The sequence below is a fragment of the Millionella massiliensis genome (assembly GCF_900104655.1).
GTDB classification, from domain to species: Bacteria; Bacteroidota; Bacteroidia; order Bacteroidales; family Rikenellaceae; genus Rikenella; species Rikenella massiliensis.
Map to the genome: position 1 here is coordinate 1,371,870 of NZ_FNWD01000002.1, position 17,992 is coordinate 1,389,861.

Here is a 17,992-nt window from a genome sequence, read left to right on the forward strand (position 1 = left end):
AACCGCGGCGGAATTACCGGGTGCCGAATTCGTAGGCGATGTGCTGTTCGTAGGTCTCACCGGGCTGAAGCGCCACGCCGGGGAAGTCCGGACGGTTCGGCGTATCGGGGAATGCCTGACACTCCATGGCCACTCCGTAGTAGTCTTCATAGGCGAATCCTTCGGTTTTGGACTGGGGGCATCCGCTGAGCCAGTTGCCGGTGTAGATCTGGATACCGGGCTGAGTGGTGGAGGCCTTCACGAAACGACCGGACTCTTCGGAGTAGAGTTCGGCTGCGGGCAGCAAGGTGGTGTTGCCCAGCACGGAGTCGGTCTGAGGATAGTTGTCGATCACCCAGCAGTGGTCGTACCCTTTGCCCCAGATGAGTTGTTGGAAGGGCTCTTCGATGCGTTCGCCGATCACGTGGGGGGTGCGGAAATCCATCGGGGTGCCTTCGACCGATGCGGGGGCTTCGGGCAGCGGGATGGCGTTTTCGTCGGTGGGCAGGTAACGCGAGGCCTTGAGGGTCAGGGTATGGCCCAGCACCGAACCGCTATCGTGACCATTGAGGTTGAAGTAGACGTGGTTGGTGAGGTTGACGATGGTGGCTTCGGCTGCTTCGTCGTCGAGTTTGGCGAAGTAGGTGATTTCGAGGGTATTGTCATCGTCCCAGTCGAAGCAGGCTTCGACGTACAGGGCGCCGGGATACCCCTCTTCGCCGGCAGCGGAATGGTAGCCGAATACGACGCGGTCGCCTTCTACACGTCCTTCCCAGAGGCGGTTGGCAAAGCCGGTCGGACCGCCGTGCAGGTGGTTGGGACCGTTGTTGATGGCCAGCGAGTAGGTTTTGCCGTTCAGCGGGAAGTGTCCTTTGGCGATACGGTTGGCATACCGGCCGACGCTTTTGCCCATGGCGGGTCCGTCGGCGATGTAGGATTGCCATTTGTCATAGCCGAGAACGACGTCGGCCATTTTCCCCATGCGGTCGGGGACGGTGACGCTGACCACGGCAGCGCCATAGTTGGTGAGTTGTACGGTAGCGCCGTTGGCGTTGGTCATCGTGTAGAGGATGACCGGCTCGCCTCCGCCTTCGCCGGTGGGCGACGCGGGAGTGAAGCCCCATACTTGTTGGGTGATTTCGTTCATAAAAGTCGGTTTAGGTTAGGTTTCCCGCGCCCGGAATCCGGACGCGGGATGAGGTTGGTTTTCGCTGGTGCCTTCGGGAAGACCCCTCGAAGGGACTATTTACCCCACAGCGACTGCGGATATACGCCGGCAGCGATCAGGTCGAGCACTTTCTGGACGGTGCCCGGACGGTCTTCCTTGTAGGTTACGCCGAACCAGGGGCTGGAGGTGTGGAGGACTTTGAGTTTGGCGGTGCCTTCCGACACGAGTTTGTTCACCAGCAGCGGAATGAAGTATTCGGCTTTGAGGTTGCCCGAAGCGAGTGCTTCGTCGAGGAAGTTTTTGAAGAATGCCGTCGAGTAGCCGAAGTAGTCGGGGGTGAAACCGAACAGGTTCATCGACACGGGGGTGTTTTCGGCCAGCGGGTGGGTCCCGTCGGCTTCGATGTAGACGATCTGTCCGTTTTGGCGTTCGATTTTGGTCCGTTCGACGATGGAGTCGAGGTAACCGTCGGCGTTGATGGTGCAGACGCCGCGCGATACGGTACCATTTTCGGAGAGGGTCTTGCTCACTTCGTAGCCGACCATGGCGTATTCGCCTTTGGAGCCTTCGGGCAACGAGGCGAGGTATTTACCCATTTGGGCGATGGCGTCCTGGCCGTAGAAGTCGTCGGCGTTGATCACGGCGAACGGTTCGTTGATCACGGGGGCACCCATCATCAGGGCATGGTTCGTACCCCAGGGTTTTTCGCGGCCTTCGGGCACGCTGTAACCTTCGGGCAGGCAGTCGAGCTCCTGGAAGACGTATTCGACAGCGATTTTACCGCCGAAGCGTTCGGGGCAGAAGACCTCTTTGAACTCGGCGCCGAAGCTGTGGCGGATGACGAAGACCACTTTGCCGAATCCGGCGCGGATGGCATCATAGATCGAATAGTCGATAATGGCTTCTTTGTTGGGCCCGATGCCGTCCATCTGTTTGAGCGATCCGTAACGCGACCCCATGCCGGCGGCCAGTACCAAAAGTGTGGGTTTCATATCTGATATTATGTTTTTATTGTCGTGGGTTTAACCACACAAATATACTATTTCCTCAAAATATCCCACACTTTGGGGCCACTTTTATCAATTGGTTTTTGTCTTTTCTACCCTAAATCCCTCTCCCGACGCGCCGAAAAAAAGGAGCCGGGCGCAGGATTCTCCGGCGGCACCCCTTGCACTGACAAGAATCCATCCGCCATACGGCCTCCGCCGCCAGCACACACCATTTCCCATGCCATAGCTGCATTCCCCGACGTACCATAACCCCGAACGGCCCACTCCCACCCCACACAAGCACCTCAAAATACGCCAACCTCCACCCTCAAAAAAAGTTCCCCTGCGACGCACAGCTCGGGACGGCATTACTGTCGTCGGAGTACTTCGCAGGGGGAAAAAACGTACAAACTACGCCGCGTTCACGGCCAAAACTTTCGTCTGACTGCCGGGCGGCTCATCAGTAGGTGTAATACTTGGAGGCGCGACGGGAAATCCGGTTTTGCGCGGCAGACTGGGCACTCGACCGGCGTGTGGTAAAGAAGTTCAACCCGAGGCTGAAATTCGCGCTTTTGGTCCGGGTCAGCGTGAAGGCTGAAATGATGTTGTCGGTGGCCATATAGAGTTGGAAGCGGCCGGTTCGCATCACCACGCCGAGCCCGACGTTGACCGGATTGTTCGACTTATAGGTATAGTTGGCCATCAGCTGCCACGTACCGCTCAGGGTATGGTAGGCATAGCCGGCCGAGACGGCGTAGTGGAACTTGCCGTGGTAGGGAATCATGCCGACAAAGCCCAGACTCACGTGGTGGCGCATGTAGGGCCCCAGCGCATAGTCGGCCGCGGCCTGAAACGACACCGGCAGCATCTGCGTAAAACCGCCCGAGGTGGTATCGGCATTCAGCGTGCGGGAGAGCTCGGTGTAGGCCGAGTCGAGCACATGCCCCAGCGAGGTGGTTCCGTTAATCAACCCGTTCAGCCCGTCGACCCCCAGGAATTCAAACTCATTGCCACCGCTGTGGGTGCGGATCACGGACGAGTTGCGTTTGTTCCAGAACACCGCCCCCAGGTCCGAGACACTGGCGTTCACATTGAGCCGCTTGTCGTCCGAACGGTAGGTAGCCCCCAGGTCGAAGGCAAAACCGGGATTGGCCGACAGATTGTCCAGCATCTCGTCGAAGAGGTTTCCGCTGCGGGCGAAATCGACATTACCGCCCCGCAGCGTGTAGTCGCCCGACACCACGTAACGGTCATACTCCTTGCGGGCGGTGACATCCATATCGGTGCTCTGGAGCGACATCAGCCCGTTCACATACTTGACCCGGCCGCCGACCCGCCAGTTGTCGTCAATGTCGCGCGTGTAGCTGACCCCCAGCTCGAGCCAGCCGATGGCATTCGGCGTCATGCTCAGGTCGAAGGTCTTGTATTCGTTGATCGGGTTGTCGAGAATCATGCCGAAGAGTCCGTCGGGCAGCGAGGTCCCGACATGGGCCCGCGTACGGAGAGTAACCCCCATGTAATCCTTCGGCCCGACGAAAAACCCGGTGTTCACCAGATCGAGGTTGAATCGCGCGAGGGTCAGGTCTTTCCCTCCGGTGGCCCGAAGCAGCGCACGCGTATCGAGGTATTTCACGCCGTTGTCGTCCTTGTCGATCACCTGGTTGTAGCTGAAGCTGTTGTCGAATCCCAGCGAGAGGCTCCCGATCAGCGGAATCGAGACGAACCCCTCCGCAGGACGCATGGCCGGGTTGAAGAGCATCGACTGCGGCAGATCGCGCGCCGTCAGCGTAAAGTGGTCCTGAGCCACGGCCGGCACAACGGCACTGCCGCAAACAAAGGTGAGAAGCAAGATATATAATCGTTTCATAAGCACTGTTTTTCTTTATTGAGAGAAAGCCGATCTGAGGCTGAAGCTGGGGATGAGGATGGGGATGAGGCTCATCCGAGACATTCCGCCGAAGGGGCATTCCCGAGCCATCGCCCGTCCGCACCACCGCGCACCAACCGCCCCCCCGCCGACCGTTTCAGTCTATTTTTCGTTGAGCGTAAAGTCCAGTTCGGCACCGACCACGATACTCAGATCGAGTTCCGAGGGGGTGTAGATCTTCACCGCCTGCCGTTCCGAAGCCCCCAGCGTCGTTGCCGTCAGTTTGAGGTACAATTTCCGGGCATTGAGCAGCAGGTCGATCTGCTCGGCCGACAGCGACCGGACAATCAGATTACTCTGATCGACCACGCCGGGCCGGAAAGCCGGATCGTCGGGCGGAAGGTTGTTCTGCGACGAGGGGAATTCCACCGGGTCGTCGAACAGCGAAACCTGTCGCCAGCTGCCCTGCTCGCGCACCGACACCGAGATCGACCAGTCAATCGGCATGGTGTTGGTGCCTGAGAGCATGAAGGTCAGTTTCTCGTAATCCAGATCCTCTTTGTTCAGATCGCCCAGATCGACCTCGAGCTCCTGTTCGAACGACACGCGATCCAACACCCCATCCAACGGCAGCCGCATCGCGAACATGCCGCCCAGCGTATCGTCCACCACCATGCTGTTATGGTCGGGAGCTTGATAGTCAAACTGTTGTAGGTCCTGAGCCGTGGGATTCAGAATGGTATTCACCACCAGACTCAACTCGCTGAAGTCTTTCGTAAAAAGGTCAGTCAGCCCCGTCCCGCTCAACGTACTTTCGTTGTTGACGACCAGCTCCGACACCGCACGGGGAGCGATGTACAGCAACCGGCCGTCCTGTCCCTCCTTCAGGTCAATTTCGCGGCCGTCCACCCGGAGCGACTCGACAACGGCCAGCATCGGCGCATTGTAGGCGTTGCGGAGTTCGACCTTCAGTTCGGGACGGTCGAACCGCACATACTCGGCATCCTTGATGAAATCGCCGAAACCGGTGGCCCGGATCGTCCGCTCCACACGGCTCAGTTCCCGGCGGCCGAAAAATCCAGCAATGTATTCGGTCTCGCAGCCCCGCATCTCGACCGTGCCGACCAGTGTGTTCATCTGCGGCACACGACCTTCGAAAGCGATCCGGATGCGGTTACCGGCCTCGGGCACCAACACGTAGTCGGACGTGAGGATCAACACCTCGCCCGGGGTCAGCACCACCGGCCGTTCGTCCCGAAGCAGACTCGGGACCACTACCCTCAACTCCGATTTGTCGTATCCGGCGATTCCCTCCAGCCCATCGACCGACACACGGAACGTACCGCCGTCGAAAATGACCGTATCGAGTGTCACATCGGCCTCAAGACCACTCAGTTCGAACGTTTCGGAGAGCTGACCGGCCGGAATCTCGACAAAGCCGTCGCCACTCCGGAAAGCAGCCAGCGACGCATCGAAGTCAAAAAGCTGTTCGTCAAACGTCACCGGCGCCACACCGATCTCCGACGCCGCGAGCGTCAGATCGCTGCTGTCCACAAACGTAAGCACACCGTCCGACCCCTTCACCATGCTCTCCTGAATGCCGGCCAGCTCGAACAGCGACGAGTCGGATGCCTCGATGCTGCCCACCGGCAGAGTCGTCGTGGGGCGAATATGAATATTGTCGAACATCCCTTTCTCGACACATCCGACAGCGAGCACTGCCATCAACAACAAACCCGTAATTCTTCCTTTCATAAAAAACGATGATTGTTTCACATAATCCGTCCGACTGTGGTCGAAGAGGCCTGCGCCCCTTTCCATCCCGAACCGCACGGTCTACAATAAGCCACCGTCGGCCGACGAATGCCATCGGGCCAGGAAATCGCCCCCGGCAGACCGGGTTTCAACCTCCCCGAGCCGCACGACCGGCACCGTCAACGCTTCTTCGGTGGTGGCGCAAAGGTAGAATTTTTTGTTCAAAAAGCCCTCTGCGCCACCACAGTAAGACCAACGGTCGAAAAGCTTGATTTCTTGCCAAAAAAAGTTAAATTTGTAGGAGAACTAACCATCCCTAAACCGAGCCGCTATGAACGTCCAGCATACCCTCACTCCCCTGCCCCGCATGGTCGAACGCGACGCCTGGCTGCGTCCCGCCGCCCCCGAAATCATCGCCCGCGGCGAACGATTCCGCAACCGGCTGAACAACATCCGCAAATGGAGCCGTTCGCTCTCAGACTATGCCAACGCCCACCTCTACTTCGGCATCCACTACGACCCAGTCCGGCACGGTTGGTGGTTCCGCGAATGGCTTCCCGGCGCCAAAGAGGTCTTTCTGTTCGGCGACTTCAACGACTGGGAACGCACCCAATACCCGGCCGAACTGATGCCCGACTCCAACGGCATCTGGTCGCTCTTCCTGCCCGACAAGACCACCCACGGCAAACTGCGCCACGGCAGCCGCGTGAAGATGTACGTCCACGGCGCCGACGGCACGTGGATGGACCGCATTCCGGCCTACATCCGCCGCGTGGTGCAGAACGAGACCACCAAAGACTACTGCGGCCAGGTATGGGAACCCCCGACGCCGTTCGACTGGGGCGACGACCACTACAACCTCAACATCTACACCGCCCGCGACGGCGGCCCCCTGATCTACGAAGCCCACATCGGCATGGCGCAGGAAAAAGAGGGAGTCGGCACCTACGACGAATTCACGGAGAAAATCCTGCCGCGTGTCAAGGAACTCGGCTACAACACCATCCAGCTGATGGCCATCGCCGAACACCCCTACTACGGTAGCTTCGGTTACCACGTCAGCAACTTTTTCGCCCCCAGCTCGCGTTTCGGCACCCCCGAGGAGCTCAAACGACTCGTCAAACGGGCCCACGAAATGGGCATCGGCGTGGTAATGGACCTGGTCCACTCCCACTACGTAAAAAACGTCAACGAAGGGATCAACCGCCTCGACGGTACCGACCACCTCTACTCCCAGCCCGGCCCGGCAGGCGAACACCCCCAGTGGGACTCGATGCTCTTCGACTACGGCAAATACGAAGTGCAGCATTTCCTGCTCTCGAACATCAAATACTGGCTCGATGAGTTCCACTTCGACGGCTTCCGCTTCGACGGCGTCACCTCCATGCTCTACCACCACCACGGCATCAACGCCCCCGAGTGGAACATCGACGCCTACTTCGGCGACGGAGCCAATCGCGACGCCATTCTCTACCTGACGCTGGCCAACGAGCTGGTCCACGAGATCCGTCCCGGCGCCATCACCATTGCCGAAGACGTGAGCGGCATGCCCGGCGTGACCGTCCCCATCTACGACGGCGGCATCGGCTTCGACTACCGGCTGGGCATGGCCATCCCCGACTTCTGGATCGAATACCTCAAGGACGTCCCCGACGAACAGTGGAACCTCTACCGCATGTGGGAGGTGCTCTGCAACCGGCTGCCCGGCGTGCGGACCGTGGCCTACTGCGAATCGCACGACCAGGCCCTGGTGGGCGACAAGACCATCGCCTTCCGCCTCATGGACAAAGAGATGTACTTCTCCATGAACCGCGAATCGCAGAACCTCGTCATCGACCGCGGCATCGCCCTGCACAAGATGATCCGCCTGATTACCGCCACCCTCGGCGGCGAAGCCTACCTCACCTTCATGGGCAACGAATTCGGCCACCCCGAATGGATCGACTTCCCGCGCGAAGGAAACGGATGGAGCTACGCCCACGCCCGCCGCATGTGGTCGCTGGCCGACGCCGACTACCTGCGCTACATCGACCTGCAGCGCTTCGACCAGGCCATGATCGAGCTACTCAAACAGCACCAGATTCTGAGCGCCGGATACGGCTACCAGCTCAAGGTCGACGAGACGAACCAAACGCTGATCTACGAACAGGCCGGTCTGCTGTTCGTCTTCAACTGGCACCCCACCGCCAGCATCCCCGACTACGAGCTGCCCGCTCCCAAAGCCGGCAAGTGGCGCGTCATCCTCAGCAGCGACGAGACCCGTTTCGGCGGAACGGGACGCGTCCACGACGGTGCAGCCAGCGAAGAGTACTTCACCTATGCCCGCACCGACGGCGACGGGATCACCCGCAGCTACATGCGGATTTACAACGTAAACCGCACCGCACTGGTTTTCGAAACCGAAGATTAGAAAAGATTACCACTCCTTGGGAAAATCGAGAAATTTTATTATAAATTTACGGTCGAAGATTACTAACACCACACAACAAACCAACCAAACTAAAAACCCTACCTTTTATGAAACCAACCCTTTCTTTGTTGTATGGCAGTGCCTTGTGGACCGTGCTACTGCTGACCGGCTGTAAAAGCAACAAAACAGTCGAAGACCCCTATCTGACGACCGATCCGGCCGAAACCGTTCTGTTCGAAGCCGAAGAAGCCAGCAACACCATCACCATCAACACCAACCAACCCGTATGGAATTTCTCGGTCGAAGAAGGCCAAGAGTGGTGTGATGCCTCCAAAGGACAAGGCAACAAGTTAGTCATCTCGGCCAATTACAACTACGGCGACGCCGAACGCACCACCACCATCACCATAACCGCCGGTTCGCAGGAAGAGCCCGAACTGCTCAGCCAGACGCTCACCATCACGCAAAGCGGTACCGTCAACAAAGCGGCACGCCTGCTTGACCGCACCGCATACTTCGAGAAATACCCCGAGGACGTCAGCGGCAGCCCGGCCTACACCGTCTCGACCGAAGCCATCAAATTGGAATTCTACGGTTGGGGCGAAGCAACAGACAAGACCTTCACCGTGAACTTCCCCGAAAACTCCGAAAACTACAACCGTGCCATCCTTAAATACCGCATGGGAGCATGGAACGAAGGGTGCTCGTCGTACGACAACACCACCATGTTCTTCATCAAGAACAAAGCCGACGGGCAGTGGTACGAAATCACCCGCGCCATGACTCCGTTCGGCAACTCGTTCGGATCGACCTGGGAACGTTACTACTACTTCGACGTAACCGACTACCTCTCGATGATGGAAGGCGCCACCGAATTCAAAGTCTACTACGGCGGGTTCGATGCCACCTCCACCCGTGCCCATACCGCTACGCTCACCTTTGACCTCTACGCCGGGGAACAGGCCCGCACGGCTGTCTACTACGCCAAAGTCTATGACAGCAGCCGCGACGGCAACTCGGGCTACCGCGGTTTCGCCTATGGCGTTGCCGGTCACGACATCGAGGCACCGGAACGTATGGGTGAAAAGGCTTTCCAGATCCCGGCCGATGTGAACGAACTCGAAATGAAGGTCACCATCACGGGCCACGGCCACGACCAGGGTAAATTCCCCGATCGTCCGAACTACTCGACCAAAAACGCTGCCGAATTTGACGAAAATACCTATACCGTAAAAGTCAACGGTGAGGCTGCCGCCTATCCCGGTTCGATCTTTATCGCCTGCGGCAACAACTACTCACAGGCCGGAACCTGCTACTACGACCGTGCCAACTGGTGTCCGGGCAATCCTGCTCTGGTTCATTGGTGGCGTATCCTGGACGTACCGCAAGGCGGCGGCGAAATCACGCTCGACCTGGATCTCGAACGCTTCATCTCGGCCAGCTCGGCTCCCAACGCCGAAGGTACGGCACAATACATCGTCGAAGTCGATCTGATCGGATACAAAACCGCAGCGGCTCAATAATCCGAAGGTTTGGTAATCTTCGGGGATGCACCCCAAAAATGAGACAAGGACTGTCAGACATCTGACAGTCCTTGTTCTTTTAGACTGATCGTATGAAGCGGAACATAACCGGGTCCCTATATTACCTGAGCTCGAACAACGATATGTTTTTTCGCTCGTCGGGACGGGTGGTCCCGCCCCTTGGCGCTGGCCGCTCCCCGACCAATGAGATATACTTTGCTTATACCGCCACGGACAAGGGGTCTATCCCCTGAAACAAGAACGGAAACAGGCGATACGCAGTATCGCCCGCTCCACCGCGAGCACGCGGGGCCCGCGCGGCAGCGCAGTCGAAGTAAGATCTTATCAAAACAGCCACCACACTGCTACAAACGCATACATCACGTTCCCAACTTCTACCACAACAATATCCAAATAAAGTAAAACGTGCTCTCAGCATTTCGCTGAAAGCACGTTTTACTTTATTTAAAAACCTTCGAAAAGGGGCTTCTTGAGTATGTATCCGCGACTCTCTCTCACCCCTTCACCCTATTCCCGGTTTTCTCCCGGCCCCGCGGGATAATTATTTGGCGGGAGCGGCTTCCTGAGCCGGTGCCGGAGTGGCAGGAGTTTCGGCTGCGGGAGCCTCTTCGGTAGTTGCACCCGGAGTCTGGAGCTGGAAGTTCTGGATGCCATCCGTTTGATTTTCGATCGCCCGTTGCAGTTCATCGTTGCTGCGCGAGATGTCAGCACGCGGCATAGCCATGGTGGCGGCCAGACTCAGAACGACGATGGCGACAGCCAGACCCCAAGTGAGTTTTTCGAGGAAGTCGGCCGTTTGGCGTACGCCCATAACCTGGTTCGAAGCGCCGAAGTTGGCAGCCATCCCGCTTTTGGGGTTCTGTGCCAGCACGGTGAGGATAATCAGGAAGCTGGCGATGATGATCAGGACAATGAAAAAAACGTACATGGTAAAAGTTTCTCTATGTGTGTAGTAGTTGTGTTATTCGGATTTCCGCCTACTGCAACCCGTAACGAGCCTGCACATCGGCGATTAGGTCTGCAAAGTAAGTGCTTTTTTCCGGATATTTCAAACTTAATTTGTAATAAATTTCCACAGCCCGATCGGGCAGCCCCTGCGCCAGATAGATTTCGGCCAGCGTTTCGGTAGCGATTTCACCGTCATCGGCCACCGAATCGAGCGAAATATCCTCCTGCGGGATGTCAACGTCGGCTGGCGGCGGAACGATCCGCTCGCCATCTCCCTCGCTGTTCAGGAAATCATCGATCACACTGTTCGTATCGGGGAACGAAGTGTCGTACCCGGCGGCATCGTAAGCGTCGGGCGAAGCATAAACACCCGACAGATCGAGCGGTTGGTTTTCGGGCTCGTCGTCGAGCAGCAGTCTGGGCCAGGGGTGGACAAACAGCCGGACGTCCGTGCGACGCAACACCCGGTTGTAACCGGCCGGATCGGTCGTCCGCAGCGAACGCAACTGCATGTAACGCCCCAGGGTAAACCAGGGATAGGTCTGCACAAGGTCATAGAGTTGCAGCGACACACCGGGCTCGTCGAGCCGCGCATAGTCGTCGAGGTATGCACCGATCGGATTCTCCATTACCAGTTGGATAAGGCTTCGTTAAAGATATCGTCCACCAGTTTTTCGACAATCTCGGGAATCAGCGTACCTTCCGCTTCGGTGAGCAGAATATTGGTATCGTAGTCGCCGTAATTGCTGAAGGTTTTTTCAAAGCTGTACTGCGGCTCAGCCTTGTTGACAAATTTGACCCGCACGGTGATTGTCAACCGGTTTTTGGTGGCATACTCGTCACCCGAGATGGCCACGGGGTCGGAGCTGTATCCGATGATTTCGCCCGAGAAACTCAGGTCTCCGTTTTCAGGAACAACCTGCAAACGGGTCTGCTGGGCCAGCTTTTGGGTCAATTCGTCCGTAAAAGTAGGACTCAGGGTCGGCGTAACCATGGCCGCCATGTTGTTGAAGTAGCTGATCGACACCGTTTTACTCAGTGCATAGTTCACCGATGCTCCGGAGAAAGAGTATTTCACCGAGCACCCGCTGCACACCAGCAACAGAGCACCGAACAGCGCCCATACAGCCATATGTTTCTTCATCTTCATTCTGTTACTTCGATTCAACACATACCTTCGTGACACTCCGCGCCTCTGCCGATAATGTGGACGATCGGCTCGGGCCCGCTGCCTCACTCAGCAACGCACCACCCCGCTGCACCACGCCCCAAACGAAAGAGGCTTCGGACTAAACGAATTATCTTTCTTTCTGTTACGAAGATATACTTTTTCTTTCAGAGTACGGTCTTTTCTCACAACACGTCCCAACCGAACAGCGTTTCATCCGGTTTCGGATTTGCTCCGTTCCCGCTCCGGTTCGGTTTCGAATCCATTCCCATTTCGCACCCTCTTCGGCCGCCCGGCACGGGCAGTGATCAGAGCATTTTGGCAGCCGTGATGGGCCACTGCCATTCGACCCCGAAGGTACAGCCCGACACGCGCAGAGCGGGCGGCAGCTGGAACCGTTTGAAATCGCCCGACAGGAGCAACCGGCAGACACGTTCGACGGTTGCCGCCTCATACCCCTCGGCAATCACATCGGCAGCCGAACGACCACCCTCGATCAATCGAATCAGGATGGCATCCAGCACCGGATAGTCGGGCAGCGAGTCGCTGTCCTTCTGACCGGGCCGCAATTCAGCCGAGGGGGCTTTGGTCAGGATGTGCTCGGGAATGGGGGCAACACACCCCTGAGCTTCGGCAGCGGCGTTGATCTGACGCGAAAGAGCGTACACGTCCTGCTTGTAGAGGTCGCCGATCACGCTCAGCGCCCCGCTTGTATCGCCATACAGCGTTCCATAGCCCACAGCTGCTTCGCTTTTGTTGGAGGTATTAAGCATCAAGGCTCCGTGGCTGTTCGACAACGCCATGGTCATCATACAACGGATACGGGCCTGCATGTTCTCTTCGGCCAGCCCCCGGTTTTTATCCGAAGCAGCTGCCTGCAAAACGGGCTGCAACGATTCAACGGCGGCTTGGAAGGTCGGTGCGATCGGCACCAGCCAGGCCTGTTCCTGCGGAATCCGCACACGGCGGATCATCTCCTCGGCATCGGTCACAGAGTGGTCGGTCGAGTACTGGGACGGGAGCATGACCGTCTTGACGTGTTCGGCACCGAGCGCTTCGACGGCGAGCGCCAGCACCAGCGCTGAGTCGATGCCGCCCGACATGGCGACACAAGCGTCACGGCAACCGGTCTTGGCAAAATAGTCGCGAATACCGAGCACCAACGCTTCGTGGAGCTGTTCGAGGCGATCGCCCCACACGGCACTCTGCCCCGCCCCGACCGCATCGGTATCGACCACAACCTGCGCTTCGCGGAAAAGCGGTAGCACGACCGATCCGCCATCGGGCCAAACGATGCAGGAACCGCCGTAGAAGATGGTTCCGGTCTGAGCACCGACGGGGTTGACCCAAACGATGGGTTTGCCGGAGGTTTTGGCAACGGACAGCAGACGGTCACGGTTCCGTTCGGCGACTCCGTGACGAAAATGGTCGGCGGCACACAGGATTTTCACCGTTTCGTTCTCCGTATCGGCCAGCACCACCGTGACACCCTGTCCGGCTGCAAAAGCTTCGAGTTCGGCCCGGGCAGCTGCGGCCCGCTCTCGGAAAGCGCAGGAATCGGCCAGACCGAGCAACGGCGTACCGGTAACGGCCTCAGCCCCGAAGACCACCAACTGCGCGCCCTGAGCGGCAACGGCTGCGATGGCCTCTTTCATTTTCGCGATATTGGCGGCGGTATCGCCGACCTTGTAATTCTGCTGTACGAGCGCGATTTTCATAGCTTTACGTCGATTTCAAAAAGTTTGTCCCAGTTTTTTCCCGTCACATAGACTTTGCCGGTAGCCGGGTCGTGAGCGATACCGTTGAACACGTCGGTATCGCGTCGATGGCCGATCCGGGTTTCGAGAGCCGAGCAGTCGATATAGTGAGTTACGTGACCGGTGGCGGGGTCGATCACGGCAATTCGATCGGTCAGATAGAGGTTGGCCCAGATCTTTCCGTCGATCCATTCGAGTTCGTTCAGAAGCAGCACCTCGCCTTGGTGGTCACGCACCTGGAAACGACGCTGCTGCGAGAAGTCGGCCGGATCGAGCACACGGATCCACGAGCTGCCGTCGCTCATGTAGAGCGAATCGCCGGCTGCGTCGGGGGTCAGCCCCCACCCTTCGCCGGAGTAGGCAAAGACCTTCACCTGACGGAAATCCTGCTTGTCGTACACCAGACAGCGCTGTTCCTGCCAGGTCAGTTGATAGAGCAACGAGTCGCCCACCAGCGCCAACCCTTCGCCGAAGTAGTTGTCAGCCAGCGGGAGGGTACGTTCGGCTCGACCGGTGGCAAGATCGACCTTCCGCAACGAGGATTCGCCATACTCGCCGGTACTTTCGTAGAGCGCTCCGTCAGCCCAAAGCAGCCCCTGGGTGTAGGCCTTCTCGTCATGGGGATACTCGGCCACAATCTGCGGAACGACGGTTTGGGGCTCGGGTACCGGGATCTGCGCAGCCACCGTATTCGATTCGCCGCTGCCAGCGGGAGCGACGGTTCCGCCACAGGCGGTCAGGCCCATGATCAGCATGGATATAAGGGTCAATCGTTTCATGTTCACATCATATTTCCGAACGTGCGTCGGCCAAAGACATAACGCAGCACGACACTGCCGCGGTAGAAGACATTTTTCGGTGGCAGGGCAAAACCAACCGCTCCGGGTTGACGTTGCAGACGGGAACGCATCTTCCGCCAAAAGTCCCGATGCCCCCGGAAAATGGCTCCGGCAAACGACGTTTTGCCGGTCACCAGATAGGCGAGCGACTGCAATGCGTCGATCCAGAAGCGGACGGCATACACACAGACAAAGGCCCTCCGGGAGAGATTCTTATAGAGCATCGCCAGGTTGTTCCGGAAATTGAGGTAGGTTTTCCGGGACGAGGTCGCCGGCAGGGCACCTCCGCCGACATGGCCGACCACGGAACGGGGGCAGACGACCACCGTGTATCCGCCGCGGTGGAACCGCCAGCAGAGGTCGATCTCCTCCATGTGGGCAAAGAAGGCCTCGTCGAGTCCGCCATAGCTGCGCCACAGGTCGGCACGCACGAGCATCGCGGCGCCGGTCGCCCAGAAGATCTCCCGCGGGGTGTCATACTGACCGTTGTCCCGCTCGACGGTACCGAAAATACGGCCCCGGCAGAAGGGATAACCCAGTACATCGATAAACCCGCCGCAAGCTCCGGCATATTCGAAGTATTCGTTACGTCCGTAGGCGTGCATTTTGGGCATGGCGGCGGCGATACGGCTGTCGCCGCGCATCGCATCGACCAGCGGGACGAGCCAGCCGGGGGTCACTTCGATATCGGAGTTCAGTAACAGGTAGTAGTCATAATCGGCCAGCATCTCATGGCTGAGCACCCGATTGTAACCACCGGTGAAACCATAGTTCTGGTCGAAGACGAGCAGTTTGAAACGGGGATCACCGGGCGTCACAAAGGTCTCCTCGAGCCATGCCACGGACTGGTCGGTCGAGGCGTTGTCGGCCACAACCACCGTGACTTCACATGCGGCAGGGGCATACTTCCCGGTCGAATATTCGACCACCCCGGGAAGGAATCGTTGAAGGAATCCTTCGCCGTTCCAGTTGAGTACGACGACCGCCAGTTTCTCGGTGGCTGGTCGTGGGGAGCTACTGCTGCGTTCCTTGTCCATGCATCTGATCGGCTATTTTTTGAGCGTGCGGATGGTGAGCCATCCAGTTTTCCATGTCGTGTTTCCACCGCCGGTGCGACCACATCCAGAGTTCGGGCCGCCGGCGAATCATCTGTTCGAGCCGTTCGGCATACCGGCGCGTAATTTCGCCCTCGGCAACGGATTCGTTGCCGTCGTAAATCAGATCGAAACGGGCTTCGTAGTATCCGCGCCGCACTTTGCGAACGTCGAGAAACACAACGGGCATATGGAATTTGAGGGCCAGCTTTTCGGTCCCGATAAAGAAGGGGGTCCAACGGCCCAAAAAGAGGGTCCAGTTCTGAATTTCGGGCCAGGCGGGGGTCTGATCGGCGATCAACGCCAGGGTCACATGCTTGCCGGCGCGCGTGTAACGGATCATCTCGCGCCCCACGTCGTGCATCGGCACGGGAATCACCCCGAATCGGCTGCGAATCCGGTGGTAAAGCCGGTCAGCTCCGCGATTGCTGAGGGGACGATAGACGGCCAGGGCGTTATCGTGCGTTTTGTAGAGGTCGAAATTGGTGGTGTACTCCCACGAGCCGTAGTGGGCCATGGCCGAGATCCAGGAACGTCCGCCGGTCCACCGCATCAGGTCGTCCATATTGAGGTACCGCATCCGCGCACGTATCTGCTTTTCGCTGACCGAGGCCAGCGAGAGGGTTTCGATCACCACGTCGGCCAGGTGTTTGTAGAAGTCCTTTTCGATTCGGAGCCGTTCTTCAGGGCTCTTTTCGGGGAAGGAGTTGCGCAGGTTGGTACGCACCACCTCACGCCGGTAACGAACCACATAATAGAGCACCCACCGGATCAGATCCGCAAAGAGGAACTGCATCTTGTAGGGCAACTTTCCCAGGCACCACGCTATCGGATATATCACATAGTAAGTCAGCATCAGCAATCACCTTTGGTGAATCGGGCACCGGCCACGAGATCGAATATTTCGTTCCAGATGGAAGGCGTGGTCGCCACAATACTGCGTCCGAAGACATAGTCGTCGCCCCCGGCAAAGTCGGCCACCTGGCCACCGGCCTGACGGACAATAAATGCCCCCGCGGCCACGTCCCAGGGCGAGAGATTGATATGGTAGAAGGCATCGCCGCGTCCGCACGCAATATAAACCAGATCGGTCGCCGCGGAACCTATACGACGTGCACCGTGGCTGTGGCGGTTGAAGTATGCAAAACTGTTTTCGAAGTGGCGCACGACTTTTTCGTCGAGTCCATAGGCCAAGCCGGTAAGCACCAACGCATCGTTCACTCCGGCAACGTGGTCCGACACCCGGATGGGCTGTCCGTTCAGATAAGCGCCGGGGGCTCCTTTCCACGTATAGAAACTTTCGCCGAGGGTCACCTCATGCACCACGCCAACCACGGTTTCACGTGCCTGGGTATCCCACAGCGCAATGCTGACGGCATACGGCGGCAAACCGTGCACAAAGTTGGTCGTACCGTCGAGCGGATCGATAATCCATTGCCACGGAGCCTGTTCATCGTGTCGTCCGGAACCCTCTTCGGCAATAAAGCCGGCTTCGGGCAAGAGTTCGGCCAAAGCGGCTATGATCATCTTTTCGGCACCTTTATCGACATAGGAGACGAAATTGAAGGTTCCCTTAACTTCGACCTTGTCGGTCGTAAAGCGTTTACGTTCGGTAGCGATATAGTCGGCAGCCTGAGCGGCGATCTGCCGCACACGGCCGCATATCTGTTCCCAATCGGGTTGCATCATAATAGTTTCTTTTATGGAAGGGCCTTTTTCAGATCGTAAGGCAAAGATACGAATTCCGCCAACAGATTGACGTCGCGGTGCTTCGTTTTTGGCACTTATCGACAAGAAAACATCCCCTTTTGGAGAATCGCGGCATGGCATGCACCGTGGAGAGCAAGCATACAGCGTGTTCCGCCCCCAGTGCGCAGCAATTCCTGATAGATGAGGGGCCGCACCACATAAACTCTTGGCATGACACCGATTCGAGGTAATACCAATCTGACGGGGTGGCCGAAGCCACCGCCCGCCCGGCGTGAGGGCAGTCCCGTACTGTACGCGATGCTGCTCCCAAAAAAGCCCGCGAAACGCGATAGAGAGAAACGAACGATTCGTGCCACTGGGCGAATCGTGCGTTGCTCTTTGAGCGGGCTTTATTTTCAGACAAACCGTTCTTCGACTGCCCTGCGCGGGCGGCGTCCGCGTGCTCGCGGCGGAGCAATGACTTGTATTACCTCTGATACATGTAATCACGACAGTTAACCAATAGCCTCTAACAGCCACACCACGTAAACTTCCGGCATGACACCGATTCGAGGTAATACCACTCTGACGGGGTGGCCGAAGCCACCGCCCGCCCGGCGTGAGGGCAGTTCCGTACAGTTCTCGATACTCCGTATCAAAAAGCCCGCGAAACGCGATATAGAGAGAAACGAACGATTCGTCGTTACACGAATCGTTCGTTTCTCTTTGAGCGGGCTTTTGTTTGAGACACCAGCCGTTCTCCGCCTGCCCTGCGCGGGCGGCGT

General features: G+C 58.0%; 14 protein-coding genes. 2 read left to right on the forward strand and 12 right to left on the reverse strand.

What is annotated here, in order from left to right:
* Positions 1-13 precede the first annotated feature (13 nt).
* The 4 genes from BQ5379_RS05370 to BQ5379_RS05385 all read right to left on the reverse strand — a co-directional run bounded on the left by BQ5379_RS05370 (position 14) and on the right by BQ5379_RS05385 (position 5,758).
* A complete protein-coding gene (locus BQ5379_RS05370; protein WP_071134488.1) occupies positions 14-1,126 on the reverse strand; it encodes an aldose epimerase family protein in 1,113 nt (370 codons plus the stop codon).
* Positions 1,127-1,221: 95 nt separating this feature from the next.
* A complete protein-coding gene (locus BQ5379_RS05375) occupies positions 1,222-2,139 on the reverse strand; it encodes a glycosyltransferase family protein (RefSeq protein ID WP_071134489.1) in 918 nt (305 codons plus the stop codon).
* Positions 2,140-2,596: 457 nt separating this feature from the next.
* Positions 2,597-4,003, reverse strand: coding sequence for a DUF5723 family protein (locus tag BQ5379_RS05380; protein ID WP_071134490.1), 1,407 nt, complete (start codon positions 4,001-4,003; stop codon positions 2,597-2,599).
* Between the two features lie 162 nt (positions 4,004-4,165).
* A complete protein-coding gene (locus BQ5379_RS05385; protein WP_143039398.1) occupies positions 4,166-5,758 on the reverse strand; it encodes a hypothetical protein in 1,593 nt (530 codons plus the stop codon).
* A 331-nt stretch (positions 5,759-6,089) separates the two neighbouring features.
* On the opposite strand from BQ5379_RS05385, the gene BQ5379_RS05390 reads away from it, so the two are divergent.
* Both BQ5379_RS05390 and BQ5379_RS05395 read left to right on the forward strand, forming a co-directional pair.
* Entirely contained in the window at positions 6,090-8,168 is a 2,079-nt protein-coding gene (locus BQ5379_RS05390; protein WP_071134492.1) for an alpha-amylase family glycosyl hydrolase, read from the forward strand.
* A 107-nt stretch (positions 8,169-8,275) separates the two neighbouring features.
* Positions 8,276-9,691, forward strand: coding sequence for a BACON domain-containing protein (locus tag BQ5379_RS05395; protein ID WP_083377608.1), 1,416 nt, complete (start codon positions 8,276-8,278; stop codon positions 9,689-9,691).
* A gap of 562 nt (positions 9,692-10,253) precedes the next feature.
* Here the strand turns inward: BQ5379_RS05395 and secG are convergent.
* The 8 genes from secG to BQ5379_RS05435 all read right to left on the reverse strand — a co-directional run bounded on the left by secG (position 10,254) and on the right by BQ5379_RS05435 (position 17,207).
* Positions 10,254-10,640, reverse strand: coding sequence for a preprotein translocase subunit SecG (gene secG, locus BQ5379_RS05400; RefSeq protein WP_071134494.1), 387 nt, complete (start codon positions 10,638-10,640; stop codon positions 10,254-10,256).
* A gap of 49 nt (positions 10,641-10,689) precedes the next feature.
* Positions 10,690-11,289 carry a hypothetical protein gene (locus BQ5379_RS05405; protein ID WP_071134495.1) on the reverse strand — a complete coding sequence of 200 codons (600 nt, stop codon included), beginning with the start codon at positions 11,287-11,289 and terminating at the stop codon, positions 10,690-10,692.
* Positions 11,289-11,804, reverse strand: a complete 516-nt coding sequence (locus tag BQ5379_RS05410) for an LptE family protein (RefSeq protein ID WP_071135557.1) — start codon at positions 11,802-11,804, stop codon at positions 11,289-11,291. The genes BQ5379_RS05405 and BQ5379_RS05410 overlap by 1 nt, the downstream gene beginning before the upstream one ends.
* Before the next feature lie 332 nt (positions 11,805-12,136).
* Positions 12,137-13,546, reverse strand: coding sequence for an NAD(+) synthase (gene nadE / locus BQ5379_RS05415; RefSeq protein WP_071134496.1), 1,410 nt, complete (start codon positions 13,544-13,546; stop codon positions 12,137-12,139).
* Positions 13,543-14,364, reverse strand: a complete 822-nt coding sequence (locus tag BQ5379_RS05420; protein ID WP_071134497.1) for a glutaminyl-peptide cyclotransferase — start codon at positions 14,362-14,364, stop codon at positions 13,543-13,545. Before BQ5379_RS05420 ends, nadE begins: the two co-directional genes overlap by 4 nt.
* Positions 14,365-14,366: 2 nt before the next feature.
* Positions 14,367-15,461: a glycosyltransferase family 2 protein gene (locus BQ5379_RS05425; RefSeq protein WP_071134498.1), complete on the reverse strand. Its 1,095-nt coding sequence runs from the start codon at positions 15,459-15,461 to the stop codon at positions 14,367-14,369.
* Positions 15,439-16,374: a lysophospholipid acyltransferase family protein gene (locus BQ5379_RS05430; RefSeq protein ID WP_071134499.1), complete on the reverse strand. Its 936-nt coding sequence runs from the start codon at positions 16,372-16,374 to the stop codon at positions 15,439-15,441. The genes BQ5379_RS05425 and BQ5379_RS05430 overlap by 23 nt, the downstream gene beginning before the upstream one ends.
* Positions 16,374-17,207, reverse strand: coding sequence for an inositol monophosphatase family protein (locus tag BQ5379_RS05435; protein ID WP_235846034.1), 834 nt, complete (start codon positions 17,205-17,207; stop codon positions 16,374-16,376). Before BQ5379_RS05435 ends, BQ5379_RS05430 begins: the two co-directional genes overlap by 1 nt.
* Between the last annotated feature and the right edge of the window lie 785 nt (positions 17,208-17,992).

Bases quoted from the DNA above. Each gene is read 5' to 3' on its own strand.
- BQ5379_RS05435 (WP_235846034.1), bottom strand. From the start codon at position 17,207: ATGATGCAACCCGATTGGGAACAGATATGCGGCCGTGTGCGGCAGATC.
- BQ5379_RS05380 (WP_071134490.1), bottom strand. From the start codon at position 4,003: ATGAAACGATTATATATCTTGCTTCTCACCTTTGTTTGCGGCAGTGCC.
- BQ5379_RS05370 (WP_071134488.1), bottom strand. From the start codon at position 1,126: ATGAACGAAATCACCCAACAAGTATGGGGCTTCACTCCCGCGTCGCCC.
- BQ5379_RS05395 (WP_083377608.1), top strand. From the start codon at position 8,276: ATGAAACCAACCCTTTCTTTGTTGTATGGCAGTGCCTTGTGGACCGTG.
- BQ5379_RS05390 (WP_071134492.1), top strand. From the start codon at position 6,090: ATGAACGTCCAGCATACCCTCACTCCCCTGCCCCGCATGGTCGAACGC.
- nadE (WP_071134496.1), bottom strand. From the start codon at position 13,546: ATGAAAATCGCGCTCGTACAGCAGAATTACAAGGTCGGCGATACCGCC.
- secG (WP_071134494.1), bottom strand. From the start codon at position 10,640: ATGTACGTTTTTTTCATTGTCCTGATCATCATCGCCAGCTTCCTGATT.
- BQ5379_RS05430 (WP_071134499.1), bottom strand. From the start codon at position 16,374: ATGCTGACTTACTATGTGATATATCCGATAGCGTGGTGCCTGGGAAAG.
- BQ5379_RS05405 (WP_071134495.1), bottom strand. From the start codon at position 11,289: ATGGAGAATCCGATCGGTGCATACCTCGACGACTATGCGCGGCTCGAC.
- BQ5379_RS05420 (WP_071134497.1), bottom strand. From the start codon at position 14,364: ATGAAACGATTGACCCTTATATCCATGCTGATCATGGGCCTGACCGCC.
- BQ5379_RS05375 (WP_071134489.1), bottom strand. From the start codon at position 2,139: ATGAAACCCACACTTTTGGTACTGGCCGCCGGCATGGGGTCGCGTTAC.
- BQ5379_RS05385 (WP_143039398.1), bottom strand. From the start codon at position 5,758: ATGAAAGGAAGAATTACGGGTTTGTTGTTGATGGCAGTGCTCGCTGTC.
- BQ5379_RS05410 (WP_071135557.1), bottom strand. From the start codon at position 11,804: ATGAAGAAACATATGGCTGTATGGGCGCTGTTCGGTGCTCTGTTGCTG.
- BQ5379_RS05425 (WP_071134498.1), bottom strand. From the start codon at position 15,461: ATGGACAAGGAACGCAGCAGTAGCTCCCCACGACCAGCCACCGAGAAA.